Raw genomic sequence first — 18,473 nt, 5'->3', positions numbered from 1 at the left:
TGCAAGGGGAAAACATTTTAATATACTGAAAATAAGGGTAGTAAATATATTTCAATCGCATTACCAAATAATATTTGGTCACACAGTATAGAAGAAAGTGAAATGACTTTAATTTAAGAAAACATATTAGTTAGATAACGAATATAAGCTCCTGTTTTTCAGTTATAAAAAATGGCTAACAAAATAATATTCTGTTAGCCATTTTTTGTTAAATATCGCTTTTCCTATACTTAGGTAACTTATCTTATTTTTTCATTCAACAAAGATAGAATAGAAACAGGCACCATCGCACTGATATCTCCGCCATTAAACCACACGTCTCTAACAATGGATGAAGAAATATGAGCCTTGCCAGATCTACTCATTAAAAAATAACTTTCAACATCATTATTGAGCAACAAATTATTTTGAGCAACAGCATTTTCAAATTCAAAATCATTGGTATTTCGAAGCCCACGCAATATAAAACGTGCTTTAACTTGCTTACAGAAATCTACTGTAAGACCTTTATATTTATGCACCTCAACCCTACTTACGTCGTTAAAAACACGGCTAATTGAATCTACCCTTTCGTCGTGATCTAACATTCCTTTTTTATTGGCGTTATAGCCCACTGCAATAATAATTTTATCAAATAGCGGCATTGCTCTCTCAACAAGATCTTGATGAGCTAATGTAAAGGGGTCAAAAGAGCCCGGAAAAACAGCAATTTTCATATTAGATAGTCTTAGCGTAAAAGGAAAATGATGAATACCCGTATTTTCTAGTTTCTATAAAATTTGGATGATCTTCCATTTGTCTTGTTGACGGATGCTCAACAACAAGGAGCCCATGTTCATGCAGCAATTCCTGTTCAAAAATTAATTTTGGCAATTGTGGCAATTTAGGAATATCATAAGGTGGGTCTGCAAAAATAAAATCATAGGTATTCTTACAGCTGGCAATAAACTTAAATACATCGGCTTTCCTTGCTTTAATTTGCTCCAGTTTCATCTTCCCGGCTGTTTCATTAATATATTGCACACATTTGAAATGAAGATCTATTGCATCTACTGATTCCACATCCCGCGATGCGAGCTCAAAACTAATATTTCCTGTTCCTGCAAAAAGATCCAGACACTTTAAACGATCAAAATCCAGTCGGTTCTGTAAAATATTAAACAACGCTTCCTTAGCGATATCCGTGGTTGGCCTCACAGGTAAATTGGTTGGTGGGTTCAGCCTTAAACCACCTAAACGACCTCCGATTATTCGCATAGTATAGAATCAAACAATACATTATATGGGGCCAAATTTGACTCGATCTCGCTATCCGCCAATATGACTTTTGTCTTCAAATCCAATATTTCGATATCCCCCGCATAAGTAGAGATACGTTTATAATAAGATTCATTTGGAATTTCTCCTGAAAGGAGCACTTTATTGATGGAGTCCCCTAGATTGAATTGTGTTAAAATATTAAGCACATAGTAGCTGATATCATCTAGATTATGAATTTCAAAACTATTGTAAAGCTGGAAAACACCATTTTTAAAAAGATAAAAATCAACTGTATTGTCAGCTACAAAATGAAGCCCCAATACGCTCCCCCTAATGGATACACGCTCCTGCGCACGGTCAAGTACAACCGCAAATTCTGGAAGTATAACAGCATCAGGAAATAACCGCTTCCACCTATTCAATAAAAGGCCATCAAACTGATATACAGCAACTAAATTAAGATTATCTAAAGAATAGCTAAATGTATTTTCAAGATCAGTTGTGCCTAAAAACTGCAGGTAATCACTGATGTTTTCGCTCAGAAAAAATTCTTTTGGAATAAACGTAAAAGTTTGATGTGGTATCACAACGCGGACAAATCGAAACGGAAGGCTCATAATTCGTGTGGCATCCAAAATTGGCTCCTCTGAAGGATACTCGATCAAAATCGGTGCGATCGACTTTTTATCAACCACGGCCAAGACATCCTTCTGAAAGCCAGCCTTGACCAAAAGATTGTACTCCGGTAAATAATGAATATTAAATTGTTTTGAAATATAATTCATTCGCTGAATTGTAAAAATTAAAACTTCTTAGAGCAAAAATAGCTTTTTCTAGAGGATAAGACAAACCTTTTAAATAACTTTGAGGGTGTTCATCAAAAATCTGTTAATACAGCAATTCCCTTGGCAAGCCACCGAACAGCAGTTGGAGGCTTTCGAATTATTGCAAGAGTTTCTACTCGCTTTTGACAAGCAATCTTGCTTTGTACTAAAAGGATATGCGGGTACGGGAAAAACAACATTAATTTCTGCGCTGGTTAAAGTGCTGCCTGCATTGCGGAAAAAGGCTGTTCTGCTGGCACCGACAGGCAGGGCTGCAAAAGTGATCACCTATTATTCGGGACGCAAAGCACTGACGATCCACAAGAAAATATACCGTAAAAAATCCGCTGTTTCATTTCAGCTCGATTTCACCTTGGCGGAGAACCTGCATGAAGACACTTTATTTATCATCGATGAAGCTTCAATGATATCCAATGCTTCCGTGAATTCGTTTTCGGCAAACCTTTTGGAGGACTTGATCCATTATGTACAATCTGGGAAGAACTGTACCCTATTATTTGTTGGAGATACGGCTCAATTACCTCCTGTAGGACTCCTGGATAGTCCTGCCTTAAATCCAAGCTATCTCGAAAGTGAATTTCACCTTTGCGTTTATCCTTTTGAGCTAACCACGGTTGTCCGCCAATCCAAAGACTCCGGTATATTGTACAATGCAACCAAAATACGCGAAGAGATAACCTCAGCAGAGGAAGAACAAGACGACTTCCCTTTTCCAAAGTTCATAACAAAAGGATTTAAAGATCTTTACAGAATGACAGGTGAACGGTTAATCGAAGGTATAAACTATGCATATGACAAATATGGACTCGAAAATACAATGATTATCTGCCGTTCAAATCGATCTGCAAATTTATACAACCAAAATATAAGGAACAGGATTTTGTTCCGGGACGAGGAGCTCACCGGCGGAGATTATATTATGGTTGTAAAAAACAACTACTTCTGGTTACAGGAAAACAACATGGGCGATGGATTTATTGCAAATGGCGATATGGCCAAAGTGCGAAAAGTAAGTAACATCCACGATCAGCATGGATTTCGATTTGCAGATGTCACGCTTGAATTTGTAGACATTGACGAAATAGAACCCATCACCTGCCGCGTTATCCTAGACAGCCTTTATACAGACAGCCCTAATCTGCCCTATGAAACCCAAAAAGCACTCTACGAAGAGATTGCCTTGGATTATGCCGACATCATGGATAAGAAGGACAGGCTCGAAGCAATCAAAAAAGACCCCTATTATAATGCGCTTCAGATTAAATTTGCATTTGCAATTACCTGTCATAAAGCACAAGGCGGCCAATGGCCAATCGTGTTTGTCGACCAGGGGTATATAAACGATGATATGTTGGATCTTGAATTCTTAAGATGGCTGTACACTGGGGTTACCCGAGCAACAAAGGAACTTTTTCTGGTCAATTTCAATGAAAACTTCTATCCATCATAGGATTATTACACGAATCATTCGCAAAAGAACCTAATAATAGATATTTTTACGTTCGGAACCATTATTATACAATTATCTATATTATTAATGCATAAGTACTACTTAATCTTGGCGGCGAGCTTATTGCCCTATGTTAGCACTGCACAACAGGCGAAAGAAACGCCTATAAAGCCCAATTATCAGCTGGCTGCAAAATTCTCCCCTGAAAAATTAAAGAAAATGATTTTTTCGACTAGCATCAAACCAAATTGGATCAATTTTTCCGATCGCTTTTGGTATGATTACGCAAGTCCACAGGGAAGAAACTGGTACATTGTAAACCCTGCGCTGAAAAAGAAAGAACTTCTTTTCAATAATGACAACTTAGCCGCTCAGATTACTAAAATCGTTAAAAATCCTGTAGATGCCCAGCATCTGGAATTACAGGGGCTTCGATTTACCAAGGATGAGAAAAAATTAAGGTTTCAGGTTCAGAGTACTAAAGACACCGTAAAATCCAAAGATGAAATACAAAAGCTCAAGAATAAGTCCGATACGACTAAAAAGAAACTATTTTATCTGGAATATGACTTAGCTGCACAGTCTGTCGTTGAAATAAGTGACTCAACAAAAGTAAAATCACCATTGGGCTGGGCGACATTCTCCCCTGACACCAATACAGTCTATTTTGCGAAAGATTACAACTTGTATTGGATGGACAAACCCAACTACCTTAAAGCGGTAAAGAATGAAAAAGATAGCACCATTGTAGAGCACCAGATAACAAAAGACGGTGTACAATATTATGCTTGGGGCGGTGATGAATACAGCACAACTACAGGTGAGGAAAAAGACAAAGACAATGACCCAAAACGTAAACGAGTATGGATCAGCTGGTCGCCGGATGGACGTTATTTCACCTTGACCAGAAAGGACAACCGTTCTCTAAAAGCCTTATGGGTAATCAATAATGTTGGCTCAGCCAGGCCGACACTTGAAACCTATAAATACCAAATGCCGGGCGAAGTCGATTCGACGGAAACTGAACTTTATATCTTCGATGCAGCAGCAAAATCTCCACGCCGCATCAATATATCCGCGTTTAAAAATCAGACCATCTCTACCTGGACAAAAACTCCGGATAAAAATTCTTATAAAGAGGATTATTTTATCAACTACTGGTTAGGCAATAACGAAGAGTTTTACATTTCACGCTCTAGCCGTGACCTCAAACGGATTGATCTCCTAAAAATCAATATAAATGGTACGGTAAAAAATATTATCCAGGAGCGTTCCAATGTATATTTGGATGTTCAAAAACCATTCCTTATCGAAAACAAAAAGCAATTAGTCCATTGGTCAGAAAGAGATGGCTGGGGTCACTACTACCTTTACGACACGAATGGAAAATTGATTAATCAAATTACAAAAGGTGCCTTTCATACGGAGGAAATTACCGGTTTAGACCCTGCTTCAGGAACACTATACTTTACAGCATCGGGCCGTGAGAAAAACGAAGACCCTTATTATCTACATCAGTACAGTATCAATACAAATGGCTCCGGAATTAAATTATTAAATCCGGGAAACTTTGATCACCAAGTGGAAATGAGCGAATCTTCCCGATATTTTATCAATAATTCCTCCAGAGTAAACACGACTCCTGAATCTGTCTTATACAATAGCAATGGACAGAAAGTAATGACACTGGAAAAGACAGATCTATCCTTACTATTTGCTGCAGGGTACAAATTCCCGGAACCTTTTAAAGTAAAAGCCGGAGATGGTACCACGGATCTTTATGGAGTCATGTATAAACCATTTGACTTTGACAGTACCAGAACTTACCCCATTGTGGAATATGTATATCCAGGGCCCCAAACCGAGGCTGTCAATAAATCCTTTGGAAGAAGCATGGACAGAATCGACAGGCTAGCTCAGTTTGGATTTATCGTCATCACAGTCGGCAACCGTGGCGGACATCCTTCACGTTCACAATGGTATCATACCTATGGCTATGGCAATCTGCGTGACTATGGTTTGGAAGATAAAAAAGTCGCTGCGGAACAGCTTGCAGATCGTTATAAATACATCGACATTAACCGCGTTGGTATAACCGGCCACTCCGGAGGTGGATTTATGTCTACAGCCGCAATGCTTGTTTATCCTGATTTCTTTAAAGTTGCGGTATCTGGCGCAGGAAACCATGAAAATCAGATTTACAACCGCTGGTGGAGTGAGCGCCATCATGGGGTAACAGAAAAAGTATCCGCTAAAGGTGATACAACATTCTCCTACCAAATCAATAAAAATACAGAGCTCGCAAAAAACCTAAAAGGTAGACTACTTATCGCTACCGGAGATATTGACAATAATGTGCACCCGGCAAATTCAATTCGCATGGTAGACGCATTGATAAAGGCTAACAAAAGATTTGATTTCCTGCTATTACCTGGACAAAGACATGGCTTTGGCGATATGACTGAGTATTTCTTTTGGAAAATGGGTGATTACTTTAGCCAATATCTGTTGGGTGATTCCAAGATGAACGAAGTTGACATGACTGAAATGAATCGAGAAAAGCCACAAAAATAACGGTTACATGACCTACAATGAAAAATTAGCATTTTTATCCGTTACCTTGAGATCTTTCGAGGTAACGGATTTTTCTTTGAATATCCTTCAAGGGATAAGCCTGGCCGATTTGCTGAACATCTCCTTAGAGAAGGACAAAAAGATTGCCTTTCGCGCTGCCTGGGTATTTGAAACCATCGTTTTAAAGAATACAACATTGCTAAAATCTGTTCTCGCGCAGTTCTTGGACAATTTAAAAAAACAAAAAAACTGGAGCTGCCTTAGAAGCTACACTAAAATTCTGCTATTTTTGACGTCGAAAAAAAAACAAAGAATATACGCTTCAAAATGAGATAGAAGAAGAAATTATCGAGCATTCCTTCCAATGGATGATCGAACCTTCATGTCCCGTTGCTGTATTAGTCAACTGCCTGGACATCTTAAATAACTTGCGAAAGAAGCACCCTTGGATATATGAGGAATTACTGGCCCAGATAAGCTATTTTCAACGGACAAAACCTAGTCCGGCCTTAATGAGCCGGACTAATAAAATTATTCAGCAGAAAAATTAAAATATACTTTTCACTCGCGCTTAAAACAATGTATTTCCTTTCGAGAGGTTGGCACGGCCCAAATGCTTATAAGCAGCCTCGGTACACTCGCGTCCCCTCGACGTCCGCATAATGTATCCTTCTTGAATCAGAAAGGGTTCATAGACTTCCTCAATCGTACCTTCATCCTCCCCAACTGCTGTGGCTACGGTCTTTAATCCTACTGGACCACCTTTGAATTTGTCGATAATGGTCGTTAAGATTTTGTTGTCCATCTCGTCTAAACCATTTTCATCCACATTAAGCGCATGCAAAGCGTACTTCGCGATTTCTTTATCGATGCTCCCATTGCCCTTTATCTGTGCAAAATCCCTTGTACGACGCAGTAAAGCATTGGCTATCCGGGGCGTTCCTCTGCTCCTTCGCGCAATCTCATAGGCACCTTCATCAGAAATCGGTGTGTTTAAGATATGAGCCGAGCGCAGCACAATAGTTGTCAGCAGCTTTGCATCATAATATTGTAAGCGTGAATTAATTCCAAAACGAGCACGCAAGGGGGCTGTCAAAAGACCTGAACGCGTTGTGGCCCCTATCAAGGTAAACGGATTCAGGGATATCTGAACAGACCGCGCATTTGGTCCCGTTTCCAACATAATGTCAATTTTGAAATCTTCCATTGCCGAATAGAGATATTCCTCTACTAAAGGGCTTAAACGGTGGATCTCGTCGATAAACAAAACATCCCCTTCTTCGAGATTTGTCAATAATCCTGCTAAATCACCCGGTTTATCCAATACAGGTCCAGAAGTAATTTTGATACCAACCCCCATCTCATTAGCAATGATATGGGATAAGGTTGTCTTTCCTAAGCCCGGGGGGCCATGCAGCAAAACGTGATCCAGCGCCTCTCCTCTCAGCCTAGCTGCCTTCACAAAAATATTGAGGTTTTCTAATATTTTAGCCTGTCCCGTAAAATCTTCAAAAGCCTGAGGCCGCAATGCCCGTTCAATATCACGATCTGTATTGCTCAGACGTTCTGGGTTTGGATCTAAATTCTCGTTCATTGTGGCAATATTTAATTTCTCTTGTAGCGCTTTCCGATACTTCCTAATTTCAATTGGATCACTCCAAAAAAAGCTTCCTTAAAGATACTTGTGCTCATCTTTGATGTACCTTCGGTCCGGTCTGTGAATATAATGGGTACTTCAACGACATTAAAGCCATATTTTATGGCTGTGAATTTCATCTCAATCTGAAAAGCATAGCCTACAAATTTAATCTTTTCAAGTGGGATTGTCTTGAGGACTTCCCTGGAGAAACAAACAAACCCCGCAGTAGCATCCTGAATAGCTATTCCCGTTATAAAACGAACATATACCGAAGCGAAATAGGACATCAGCACACGGCTCATCGGCCAATTGACAACATTCACGCCCTTGATATAACGCGAACCTATGCTCATGTCTGCACCATCCACACAAGCCTGCCGTAAGCGAAGCAGATCCTCTGGATTGTGGCTGAAATCCGCATCCATTTCGAAAATATATTGGTAATGTTCGCGGGATAGTGCCCATTTAAATCCATGGATATATGCTGTTCCTAACCCCAGCTTCCCAGTTCGCTCTTCGATAAACAAACGGCCAGTAAATTCATTAGCCTGTAAATTCTTGATGATGGTAGCCGTCCCATCGGGAGAACCATCATCTACAATTAAAATATCAAATGCCTGTGATAAGGAAAAAACTTTGCGAATGATTTTTTCAATATTTTCCTTTTCATTATATGTTGGAATGATAACTAAACTATCCGTCACTTTTTTATATTTAAGACCAGTAAAGGTAATCATTTACGTTAAATTCTAGTACAGGAATTCGATGAAATCTACAGGATAATCAACAATACTCGGGAGAAAAGACAGTAAATCCTTCAAGCTCAAACCAACACATCGACATCATAAATAAGCGGCATCAATAAGTTACACCCTTATAAAAAAGAGAAGCCCGTTACTTTGGGAGTAACGAGCTTTCATTAACCAATTATAAACTTAAATTATGAGACTGCAAATATGATGAAAATTGCTTTCATTTACAAATTTATTTGCGTTTTCATGCAACATTTTCAATACAATCTCTATTTTATTTTGCTAAATCGTTTATAAAACACGCACACTACCGCAATCTAACGATCCACCTCCCCCAAGACGATATCAATCGACCCAAGGATCGCTATCAAATCAGCGATCAGCACCCCTTTTCCGAGTTCTGAAATCACCGAAAGGTTATTAAAACTTGGTCCCCTTGATTTTACACGTAATGGAATATCTGATTTATCTTTTGTGACAAAATAAAACCCTAATTCTCCTTTCGGATTTTCAGCACGGACATAGTAGTCCTGCGCTTTCAAATTCACTTTCTTCGGAACCAAAGCTCGCGGATCAAATTCGGCTGTACGTGTAAAGTCTTTCTGTAATCGTTCAAGGCATTGCTCAACAATGCGAACAGATTCCTTGACCTCATCTACCCTAACTTTATAACGATCCCAGCAATCACCAAGTGTCCCCATTTCACCTTTTCCCACAGGTATCTCAAAATCAATTTCCGGGTAAACAGAATAGCCATCTATTCGTCTCAAATCCCATTTTATCCCCGAAGCACGCAGCATAGGCCCCGATACACCATAATTTATGGCAACATCAGCAGGAAGTACACCTATTTTAGCTGTACGGGAGATAAATATTTGATTCTGTGTCAATATCTCATCAAGTTCGACCAATTTGGGCTTGAAATACGCAATAAATTCCGTACAGCGCTCTTCAAAGCCAACAGGCAAATCATAAAATAAACCTCCTACCCAGATATAGTTGTACAACATCCTGGAACCTGAGGCCCATTCCAACATATTCATGATATGTTCGCGATCCCTAAAACACCACAGAAATGGCGTTGTTGCGCCGATATCAATACCATATGTACCAATAGCAATTAGATGGGATGCTATCCGGTTGAGTTCACAGACCAAAACCCGAATGTACTCTATTCTCTTAGGTATTTTACTGTCGAGTCCAAGCATGCGTTCAACCCCCATTACGAAAGCATGGCTATTGTTCATCGAAGCCAGATAGTCCAGGCGATCAGTAAATGGAATTGTTTTTGCATAATTCAACGATTCAGCATGCTTATCAAAACAACGATGCAGATAACCCAAGTGTGGAACAACCTCTTTCACGATCTCTCCGTCTGTAATCAGTTGTAACCGAAGTACACCATGGGTCGAAGGATGCTGAGGTCCCATATTCAACACCATTTCCTGACTTGAGATCTCTGTGAGGTGTTTTTCATAGCGCATTAATGCCTCTTTATATTTTGGATTCGCCATTTTTATCAATTAATATGAATGCCATGATATTTTTCTGCTTCCTCATAATCCTTTCGTAAAGGATAACCTTCCCAATCGTCAGGCAGCAAAATCCGTCTCAGGTCCGGATGTCCCTCAAAATATATCCCCATAAGGTCAAATGCTTCACGTTCATGCCAGTCTGCCGTGCGCCACACCGAAGTAAGCGAAGGAATCTCAGGTAGTTCATTCAACGAACGATTACCAGACAACTCAACTTTTAAGACCAAACCGTGTTGATAAGGTAAGGAATTTAGATGGTAAACAATAGCAAAATACGTTTGATAATCCACTGCAGTTAGGTTGCTTAAAAAATCAAAGTATAAGCCTTCTGTATCCCTCAGAAATAAGCAAACGGCTACAATATCTGCTTTATCAATAAAAAGTGCTGGCTGCAGCCCATTCTGATCTTCTTTAAGAATAATTTGACTTCCAAATTTGAAACAAGCATCGATTTAATTTCGTCAAATGTCATATTTATGGAGCTATGCGCGTAATCTTCCAGGAATCCGACACTTTTTTATAGACCATACGATCATGTAGCCGACTTGCACGCCCCTGCCAAAACTCGAAATAAATCGGTTTCAATAGATAACCACCCCAATGTAATGGTCTCGGTACAAAATCGTTTCCATTATATTGATTCTCGAGTTCTTCCACCCTATTTTCCAAAAAATTACGGTTAGGGATTTCGTGACTCTGTGGGGATGCTAACGCACCAATACGGCTTGCTTTGGGCCGCGATTGGAAATATTCATCCGAATCGGCCTCACTTACAAAATCAATGACACCTTCGATCCGGACCTGCCTTTGTAATTCAGGCCAAAAAAACAACAAAGCAACATGCGGATTAGCTTTCATGTCTTCCCCTTTACGACTTTCATAGTTTGTAAAAAAGACCAGTCCTTCTGCTACGATATCCTTCAATAAAACAACTCGCGAGGACGGCAATTGATGGGAAGAAACCGTTGAAAGTACCATGGCATTGGGCTCGATTACCTCACTGTGAATAGCCTCATCAAACCATTTTTTAAACTGGTGGACTGGATCACGATCCACATCCGATTCAGATAGACTACCTAATACGTAATCCTGTCTGATTGCTGCAATATCTTTATGTTGAATGGACATAGAAACCTGTTTTTATATCCTACAAACTTACTAAAATCATTGCTTTTTCTCTATAAAGTTAGTAGAAATTGACAAAATCCTAATTTTGGCACAAATCTCGCATAGATTAAATAAAAAAGATTAAATTCAATAAATAATTAAAATTCGCGCTATATGTTTACCGAACTAGACCCACAAAAAGGAAGTTTATTGATTTCCGAGCCTTTTATGCTAGACCCCAGATTCCTCAGGTCCGTGATATTGTTATGTGAGTACAATACGGAAGGTTCGCTCGGATTTGTTCTAAATAATCAAACCAATGTTCGTATAGGCCAATTATTGGAATCTATACCGGATTGCAATTTCCCGATCTACGTTGGTGGCCCAGTTGCTCAGGAAAGCCTTTTTTTTGTACATAGCCGTTTCGATTTACTGTTGAGTGGCGAAGAAGTGGCTCCTGGAATCTATTTTGGCGGCGATGAAGAGAAGCTTATCGAAGCCATACAAACCGATAGCATAAAACCTGACGAATTAAAATTCTTTATCGGATATTCTGGATGGTCCGCAGGTCAATTAGACGGCGAAATCAAAGAAAATAGCTGGGCTGTACAAAACAAATACCATCATCAGCTCATTTTTGAAGGTAACGGTGAATTGTTGTGGAAGGATGCCATTATTGGACTTGGCCCCAAATATGCACATGTCGCCAATTTCCCACAGAGCCCAGGCCTAAATTAATGTTAGGAACTTGCGCTCGCTGGCAGTTTACTTAAAAAGCCCTTAAATTCAACAAATGAGCCTATGACAAAATAGGCTGTTTCCTGCCATCATGTCCTATAAAGACGATTTGGAACACTGATTGTATGTTTATAAAACAAATTAAAAAATTAAAAATAGCGACATACAAATTATGAATCCAGAAAAAGGTAGTATTTCAATTCACACGGAGAACATATTTCCCGTAATCAAAAAGTTCTTATATTCTGATAATGAAATTTTCTTGCGTGAACTGGTATCTAATGCAGTTGATGCTTCTCAAAAAATCAAACGTCTGGCATCTTTGGGTCAATACCAAGGTGAAACAGGTGAATTGATTGTAGACGTAAAATTTGATGAAGCTGCCAAGACCATCACTATTTCCGACAATGGTATTGGTATGACAGCAGATGAAATAAAAAAATACATCAACCAGATCGCTTTCTCAGGAGCAACAGAGTTCATGGAAAAATTCAAAGAGGCAAATGATGCAAATGAAATCATTGGCCGCTTTGGTTTAGGCTTCTATTCCGCATTTATGGTAGCCGATACGGTAGAAATCCAATCCTTATCTTATCAGGATGGAGCAGAACCTGCTCATTGGACTTGCGATGGTAGTACATCTTACGAAATTTCTACAGGTACAAGAACCACCCGTGGAACAGATGTCATCTTGCATATTAACGAAGAATCAACTGAATTTTTAAGCCAGGCACGCTTACAGGACATTTTAGATAAGTATGCTAAATTTCTTCCTGTTTCAATTCGTTTTGGTACCAAAACAAATTCTGAACCGGATGGTGAAGACGAAGAAGGAAAACCAAAATACAAATCTGTAGAGGTAGACAATATCATCAACAATACCAATCCGGCCTGGACAAAATCGCCGTCTGAATTAAAAGACGAAGATTATCTAGCCTTCTACCGCGAACTCTATCCCTACTCTATGGATGAACCATTGTTTTGGATTCACCTCAATGTAGACTACCCATTCAACCTGACAGGTATCCTCTACTTCCCTAAAGTTAAAAATGAACTGGAGATCCAACGCAATAAAATTAAACTCTACTCTAGACAAGTGTTCATCACCGACGAGGTGAAAGATATTGTTCCAGAATTCTTGATGTTACTTCATGGGGTAATTGATTCGCCGGATATTCCATTAAACGTATCCCGTTCATTTTTACAGGCAGACAGTAACGTTAAAAAAATCAACAGTTATATCACCAAAAAGGTGGCCGACAAATTGAACGAAATATTTAAGACTGATCGTAAGGGATTTGAAGAGAAATGGACGGATATCGGTTTATTTATCAAATACGGTATGCTAAGCGATGAAAAATTTGCTGAAAAAGCAAATGACTTCTGTTTAGTAAAAAACACAGGTAACCAAAGTTTCACCATTAAGGAGTATTACGAAAAGGTCAAAGATATTCAGGTAGATAAAGATGGAAACATTATTTATTTATATACGCATGATGCTGCTCAACAAGATGGTTTCATCCAAACTGCATTAAATAAGGGGTATGATGTTTTGATGCTCGATGGACCACTGGATACGCACTTTGCAGCTTATTTGGAGCAAAAAGGCGGTGAAAAGGTACAGCTGAAGCGTGTAGATGCTGACGTTATCGATAAATTGATCCAAAAAGACGAAAAGGTCGAACTTGCCCTTTCGGAAGAAGAATCTAAAAAAGCGTTAGCGGTCTTTGAAAAAGCAATCTCCCGTCAGGATATGAAAGTTGAGGTTGATGCGTTAAATGAAAGCGATTTGCCTGTGTCGGTAACAATTGATGAATTTATGCGCCGAATGAAAGATATGGCCAAGACAGGTGGTGGTATGAATTTTTATGGTTCATTGCCCGATAATTATAAAGTAACTGTCAATGGGAACCATCCGCTGATCAAAAGAATTTTATCGTCATCTGACGAAGAGGGTTCAAAACTAGCAAAACAAGCTTTTGATTTAGCGCTCTTGTCCAGAGGTTTATTGTCGGGAGCAGATCTAACGTCTTTCGTGAAGAGAAGTGTAGAAATGATCTAATCATATTTCTTTTAACAAAAAATGCGGTTTCTATGGTAGGAACCGCATTTTTTGTTAAAATATCGGAAGCAAATGACAAATTTAGACAAGCGAAATGCACATCAACATCGAAACGTAACCATATCGATGTTTTTTATTAAAATTTAATAAACTAATCTTCACCTAGTTGGCATTAAACGCTGTTTTTTTTCAATCAAATATTTGGAGGGAATAGGGTTTAATCGTACTTTTGTATCATCAAAATCACGGTAGGTATAGCTCAGTTGGTTAGAGCACTAGATTGTGGTTCTAGGGGTCGTCGGTTCGAGCCCGATTACTTACCCAAAAAGGCAGATCAAATGATCTGCCTTTTTTAATTTTGCAAATTCAACCAATACAGCCTCCCTTCAAAATTGCTCCATCAATCCTTAATTAATATAAAATTCAGACTCAATAATGTTTTTATGCTATACAAACATATCTACATCGATTAGGGTAAGGGGTCCATGACGGAAGGATTTCCTGGATCATAAATGCCCACAGCAACTTTAGAGTCAGCACAGCCATAATATAAAAACCATTTTTGTTTAAAAAAGACCAATCCTTCAATAAAAACAGTACCATCGATATATTGCCCACTTTTTTCGAAAGATTCCATGGGACGCAAAAATGGAACATCCATTCGAGCCAATACGCTTGTGGGATCTCGTGAATCAAATAAAACCTGCCCAGCGGAATAAGTATTTTTATTAAAGCGCTTATCTCCTTTTTCAGCATGATTCTTACCATTGTACAACAATACAATACCTTTATCAGTCAAAACTGCCGGGGGACCGCACTCCGTCAATGAACTATCAAAATAACCATCCCTTGGCGAAATAAAAGCGATCAATGCCCCCTTTTTATCTGTTACGGGCTCCCAGTCAATCAAATTATCAGATGTGGCGCCATACACACCATGTTCCCCCCAGTATAACCAATATTTCCCATTGATTTTAGCTATGACCTGTCTGTTACCTTTCATTACTGTCACAATAGAAGCTGATTTATGCGGTTCATCAACAAGAGTGGGCCTGTTTTTCGATTTTTTAAAAATGGGACCATACTTAGTCCAGTGTTTCAGATCAGTGGATATTGCTAAACCTAAGCGTGGAACCTTTCGATTCCATTGGGTATAAAATAGTACAAAACGCCCGTCCTCCGTCTGTGCTAAGCGGGGATCTTCCGTCCCACCGGGCCACTCGTTATCCTGCTGCTCATCGGGAGCTGGATAGAATACCGGTGTTTTCAGTCGTTCAAAATGAATACCGTCAGCACTAGCTGCTAATCCCAGTCGGGAGGTCCGGTGGCCAATCGCCTTCCCTGTCCGATCTTCTGCACGATAAATGACATAAACACTATCTCCCCTTACCACTGCAGCAGGATTAAAAGTGTCGTTGTCCTCCCATCGAATCTCCTTCTTCAGAATTGGATCATAAAATATCGAACTCGTATCAGGCTCAATAATTGGATTGATACCTTTGGGCCGCTCAAAGCCTCCTAATACCCATTGTTCTTTCTTAAGCTTTCCGCCAGGCTGTACGTTACAGCCACATAAAAAGACGAACACAATAGAACCTGCAATTTTAACGATAACATTCATATTTTACTTGATCTCCCATGCTTAAGATGCAAACCTGTAAAGGCAAAAATTAGAATTGGTTACAACAGAAAGGTGAGCGAATCTACCCCCCCCGATCATTCACAAATATAACGCTATTTGAAAGAAATAAATGCCACAAAAACAAGTTCATCAAAAATTGAATTAGAAGCCATCCCCAAAAAAACTAATAAACAATTTATCGATAAACAACTCATCATATTGCAACTTATTGCAACATAACAACAAATTCAAGGTTAAATATTGCAGTATATAGCACAAAAGCACTATATTTATAGCATGATATCCAAAGTAGAACGCCACGATTTTATATTGGTTAAAATCAAAAAGGAAAGAAAATTAGCGATGGTAGACTTAGCGGCCGAACTTGGTGTCTCTGAACATACCGTCCGACGTGATCTTAAAGAGTTATCCGACGCCGGCTTGCTTCGCGCTATTCGGGGTGGCGCCACGCTACGATCAAACATGCCATTCGATATATACGACCGAAACAACCTTGATGTTATGGAGAAACAATCCATAGCAGAAAAATCGATCACTCTATTGAAAAATCATCAAGTTGTCTTTTTCGATGGCGGCACAACAACACAGACAATTGCAGGAAATATTCCCGATAGCCTAACCCTTACTATTGTCACACATAGTCTCCCAATAGCCAATATACTTGCCAACTTCCCAAACATCACCTTGATTTTTGCTGGTGGCACTTTCTGCAAATCATCACTTACTATGCAAGGACAACAAACGATCTCCACATTTGAAGACATATACGCGGATATCAGCTTCATAGGTGTATGTAGCCTAGATCTCCACCGCGGACTTACATCAAGAACACACGAAGAAGCAGATATCAAAAGAGTACTATGTAAAAATTCAATGAACATTGTTGCTGCCACAACAAGCAATAAGCTGGATACCTTGGCTTCTTTCCTGACATGCCCCATCTCTGATATCAGTTATTTAATTACAGAAAAGGATCCTTTTGACCGCATTTTACAGCCTTATGCCGCACAAGGTATTACAATCTTATAAGTTTACCGTCTATGAACAATCTCAAACAGGAAGCTGCCAAAGCTGCTCTTCAACTATTAAAACCCGATCAGCTCATTGGACTAGGTGTTGGATCAACAATAGCTTATTTCATTGAATTAATCGCCAGCAGTATCAGCTTTAAATCCAGCTTAAAATTTACATCACCTTCCTTGGAAACCAAAACGCTGCTCCAAGAGAATGGACTTATTTGTGTTGATAACAGTATCCTAACAACGCTGGACTATTATTTTGACAGCTGTGATCAGGTCGACATTCATTTAAATGCATTCAAAAGTGGCGGTGGCGTGCACACGGGTGAGAAGATTATGGCGAATATGGCGCAGCAGTTTATTCTCTTGGTCGATGGCTCAAAGATGGTCGAAAAACTTAGCACAAAGCATCCGTTATGTGTTGAAATTATACCAGAAGCTTGGCTATCGGTACGTGAAAATCTAAAATCAAGTTATTTTACAACGATATCCGACATTGTATTACGAAAATCTGAACAAAAATCGGGGCCTCTCCTTTCTGAGAGAGGTAATTTCCTGGCAGATATTTATTTTTCTAAACTGCCCGATATTTTTGATTTGAATAAACAAATTAAACTCATTTCAGGGGTTATAGAACATTCACTTTTTTATCAGCTGTGTTCGGCATGTCTTTTGGCAACAGAAGACGGCGTAACACATTTATTTGCAAACAACCTTGGAGAATCAGACATGGATAAGATTGTCACGCAATAGCATTAAAATTTATATTGAAGTCTAACAACCAACAAGACAACGCTAAAGTAATTTAAATTAACATGAAACACACTCAAATTAACACGGGAATACTGAGTTTTGGCATGTCAGGACGTGTTTTTCACGCACCATTTATACATACCAATCCTCATTTCAATCTCAGCGCTGTTGTAGAACGGTCGAAAAAAGCAGCACATGAATTTTATCCGGCAATAAAAAGCTATAATAGCATTGCTGAATTACTAGCGGATGAAAGCATCGAACTGGTCATTGTGAATACACCAAACTATACACATTTCCAATATGCCAAAGAGGCCCTAGAAGCAGGAAAACATGTATTGATAGAAAAACCTGCCGTTGATGACACTACACAATTCGACACTCTTCTTGCCATCAGCAAAAAACAAGGCAAACAATTATTTTTCTATCAAAACAGACGGTATGACGGTCACTTTTTAGATATTAAAAAAGTGATTGACAGTGGAGAATTAGGAAAGCTAATTGAAGTGCATTTCAGATTTGATCGCTATAAAATGGAATTGGGACAAAAATACTTTAAGGAAGATACGCAGTATATTTCTAATGGTCTTACTTATGACCTAGGCCCTCACCTTATTGATCAGGCAATCTCACTTTTTGGAAAACCGGTTAAATTTACCAAGACAACATCCATTAACAGGCCGGATTCTAAAGTTGCAGATTATTTTCACTACCAGCTCTATTATCCAGCTGGACTGAACGTGTATTTAACGGGAAGTCTACTTGTTGCCTCTCCACAGCCAGCCTTTGTTTTACATGGCACAAAAGGGAGTTTTATCAAGAATATGACAGATGTGCAAGAACAGCAATTGCTAGATGGTATGTTACCTAACAATCCATCTTATGGACTTGAGCCAGCCGGCCAAGAGGGGAAACTTGTTACGATAGACGCATCAAATCAAAAACATGAGTCTTTAGTAACGCCACATAAAGGAGATTACAATCAGCTGTTTGAAGCCATTTATGAAAGCTTAAGAAATAATATCGATTACCCTATTAAAGCGGATCAGGTTAAATGGCAGATCGAATTGCTTGAAGCTGAAAACACCTAAGCTTCT

General features: G+C 39.1%; 16 protein-coding genes and 1 tRNA gene. 8 read left to right on the top strand and 9 right to left on the bottom strand.

What is annotated here, in order from left to right; all coding sequences use genetic code 11:
• Positions 1–239: 239 nt before the first annotated feature.
• From coaD to BV902_RS14755, 3 genes are read right to left on the bottom strand one after another with little or no spacing between them, the layout of a single operon-like run.
• On the bottom strand, positions 240–716 hold the full coding sequence (coaD, locus tag BV902_RS14765) for a pantetheine-phosphate adenylyltransferase (RefSeq protein ID WP_075992599.1): 477 nt from the start codon (positions 714–716) through the stop codon (positions 240–242).
• A 1-nt stretch (position 717) separates the two neighbouring features.
• On the bottom strand, positions 718–1,257 hold the full coding sequence (gene rsmD, locus BV902_RS14760; protein WP_075992598.1) for a 16S rRNA (guanine(966)-N(2))-methyltransferase RsmD: 540 nt from the start codon (positions 1,255–1,257) through the stop codon (positions 718–720).
• On the bottom strand, positions 1,248–2,045 hold the full coding sequence (locus tag BV902_RS14755; RefSeq protein ID WP_075992597.1) for a DUF3822 family protein: 798 nt from the start codon (positions 2,043–2,045) through the stop codon (positions 1,248–1,250). Before BV902_RS14755 ends, rsmD begins: the two co-directional genes overlap by 10 nt.
• Before the next feature lie 85 nt (positions 2,046–2,130).
• Between BV902_RS14755 and BV902_RS14750 the strand changes: the two genes are divergently transcribed.
• Together BV902_RS14750 and BV902_RS14745 are read left to right on the top strand one after the other, a co-directional pair.
• Positions 2,131–3,555 carry an ATP-dependent DNA helicase gene (locus BV902_RS14750; protein WP_075992596.1) on the top strand — a complete coding sequence of 475 codons (1,425 nt, stop codon included), beginning with the start codon at positions 2,131–2,133 and terminating at the stop codon, positions 3,553–3,555.
• 87 nt (positions 3,556–3,642) lie between these two features.
• Positions 3,643–6,129, top strand: a complete 2,487-nt coding sequence (locus BV902_RS14745) for a S9 family peptidase (RefSeq protein WP_075992595.1) — start codon at positions 3,643–3,645, stop codon at positions 6,127–6,129.
• A gap of 571 nt (positions 6,130–6,700) precedes the next feature.
• Here BV902_RS14745 and ruvB read toward each other — a convergent pair.
• The 5 genes from ruvB to pdxH all read right to left on the bottom strand — a co-directional run bounded on the left by ruvB (position 6,701) and on the right by pdxH (position 11,183).
• Entirely contained in the window at positions 6,701–7,723 is a 1,023-nt protein-coding gene (gene ruvB / locus BV902_RS14735; protein ID WP_075992593.1) for a Holliday junction branch migration DNA helicase RuvB, read from the bottom strand.
• Positions 7,724–7,734: 11 nt separating this feature from the next.
• On the bottom strand, positions 7,735–8,472 hold the full coding sequence (locus tag BV902_RS14730) for a polyprenol monophosphomannose synthase (protein ID WP_075994792.1): 738 nt from the start codon (positions 8,470–8,472) through the stop codon (positions 7,735–7,737).
• A gap of 365 nt (positions 8,473–8,837) precedes the next feature.
• Entirely contained in the window at positions 8,838–10,004 is a 1,167-nt protein-coding gene (locus tag BV902_RS14725) for an NADH-quinone oxidoreductase subunit D (RefSeq protein WP_120336172.1), read from the bottom strand.
• 35 nt (positions 10,005–10,039) lie between these two features.
• Positions 10,040–10,396, bottom strand: coding sequence for an NADH-quinone oxidoreductase subunit C (locus tag BV902_RS14720; protein ID WP_335682281.1), 357 nt, complete (start codon positions 10,394–10,396; stop codon positions 10,040–10,042).
• Positions 10,397–10,529: 133 nt separating this feature from the next.
• Entirely contained in the window at positions 10,530–11,183 is a 654-nt protein-coding gene (gene pdxH, locus BV902_RS14715) for a pyridoxamine 5'-phosphate oxidase (protein WP_075992591.1), read from the bottom strand.
• A gap of 153 nt (positions 11,184–11,336) precedes the next feature.
• On the opposite strand from pdxH, the gene BV902_RS14710 reads away from it, so the two are divergent.
• The 3 genes from BV902_RS14710 (at position 11,337) to BV902_RS14700 (ending at position 14,284) form a co-directional block, all read left to right on the top strand.
• Positions 11,337–11,900: a YqgE/AlgH family protein gene (locus tag BV902_RS14710; RefSeq protein WP_075992590.1), complete on the top strand. Its 564-nt coding sequence runs from the start codon at positions 11,337–11,339 to the stop codon at positions 11,898–11,900.
• A 172-nt stretch (positions 11,901–12,072) separates the two neighbouring features.
• Positions 12,073–13,962, top strand: coding sequence for a molecular chaperone HtpG (gene htpG, locus BV902_RS14705; protein ID WP_075992589.1), 1,890 nt, complete (start codon positions 12,073–12,075; stop codon positions 13,960–13,962).
• Positions 13,963–14,210: 248 nt separating this feature from the next.
• Positions 14,211–14,284, top strand: a tRNA-His gene (locus BV902_RS14700).
• A gap of 147 nt (positions 14,285–14,431) precedes the next feature.
• Here the strand turns inward: BV902_RS14700 and BV902_RS14695 are convergent.
• Entirely contained in the window at positions 14,432–15,583 is a 1,152-nt protein-coding gene (locus tag BV902_RS14695) for a glycoside hydrolase family 130 protein (RefSeq protein ID WP_075992588.1), read from the bottom strand.
• A 297-nt stretch (positions 15,584–15,880) separates the two neighbouring features.
• Between BV902_RS14695 and BV902_RS14690 the strand changes: the two genes are divergently transcribed.
• From BV902_RS14690 to BV902_RS14680, 3 genes are all read left to right on the top strand, one after another.
• The gene (locus BV902_RS14690; RefSeq protein WP_083663626.1) at positions 15,881–16,633 is read left to right on the top strand and encodes a DeoR/GlpR family DNA-binding transcription regulator; all 753 of its coding nucleotides are present in this window, start codon (positions 15,881–15,883) and stop codon (positions 16,631–16,633) included.
• An 11-nt stretch (positions 16,634–16,644) separates the two neighbouring features.
• The gene (rpiA, locus tag BV902_RS14685) at positions 16,645–17,376 is read left to right on the top strand and encodes a ribose 5-phosphate isomerase A (RefSeq protein WP_075992587.1); all 732 of its coding nucleotides are present in this window, start codon (positions 16,645–16,647) and stop codon (positions 17,374–17,376) included.
• Positions 17,377–17,438: 62 nt separating this feature from the next.
• On the top strand, positions 17,439–18,467 hold the full coding sequence (locus BV902_RS14680) for a Gfo/Idh/MocA family oxidoreductase (protein WP_075992586.1): 1,029 nt from the start codon (positions 17,439–17,441) through the stop codon (positions 18,465–18,467).
• Positions 18,468–18,473 lie beyond the last annotated feature (6 nt).

The organism is Sphingobacterium sp. B29, from assembly GCF_001952815.1.
Taxonomy (GTDB): Bacteria; Bacteroidota; Bacteroidia; order Sphingobacteriales; family Sphingobacteriaceae; genus Sphingobacterium; species Sphingobacterium siyangense.
Note: the sequence above shows the minus strand (reverse complement) of the source record. Positions and strands in the feature narration are given on the sequence as shown.

Bases quoted from the DNA above. Each gene is read 5' to 3' on its own strand.
- coaD (WP_075992599.1), bottom strand. From the start codon at position 716: ATGAAAATTGCTGTTTTTCCGGGCTCTTTTGACCCCTTTACATTAGCT.
- rsmD (WP_075992598.1), bottom strand. From the start codon at position 1,257: ATGCGAATAATCGGAGGTCGTTTAGGTGGTTTAAGGCTGAACCCACCA.
- BV902_RS14755 (WP_075992597.1), bottom strand. From the start codon at position 2,045: ATGAATTATATTTCAAAACAATTTAATATTCATTATTTACCGGAGTAC.
- BV902_RS14745 (WP_075992595.1), top strand. From the start codon at position 3,643: ATGCATAAGTACTACTTAATCTTGGCGGCGAGCTTATTGCCCTATGTT.
- ruvB (WP_075992593.1), bottom strand. From the start codon at position 7,723: ATGAACGAGAATTTAGATCCAAACCCAGAACGTCTGAGCAATACAGAT.
- BV902_RS14725 (WP_120336172.1), bottom strand. From the start codon at position 10,004: ATGCGCTATGAAAAACACCTCACAGAGATCTCAAGTCAGGAAATGGTG.
- pdxH (WP_075992591.1), bottom strand. From the start codon at position 11,183: ATGTCCATTCAACATAAAGATATTGCAGCAATCAGACAGGATTACGTA.
- BV902_RS14710 (WP_075992590.1), top strand. From the start codon at position 11,337: ATGTTTACCGAACTAGACCCACAAAAAGGAAGTTTATTGATTTCCGAG.
- htpG (WP_075992589.1), top strand. From the start codon at position 12,073: ATGAATCCAGAAAAAGGTAGTATTTCAATTCACACGGAGAACATATTT.
- BV902_RS14695 (WP_075992588.1), bottom strand. From the start codon at position 15,583: ATGAATGTTATCGTTAAAATTGCAGGTTCTATTGTGTTCGTCTTTTTA.
- BV902_RS14690 (WP_083663626.1), top strand. From the start codon at position 15,881: ATGATATCCAAAGTAGAACGCCACGATTTTATATTGGTTAAAATCAAA.
- rpiA (WP_075992587.1), top strand. From the start codon at position 16,645: ATGAACAATCTCAAACAGGAAGCTGCCAAAGCTGCTCTTCAACTATTA.
- BV902_RS14680 (WP_075992586.1), top strand. From the start codon at position 17,439: ATGAAACACACTCAAATTAACACGGGAATACTGAGTTTTGGCATGTCA.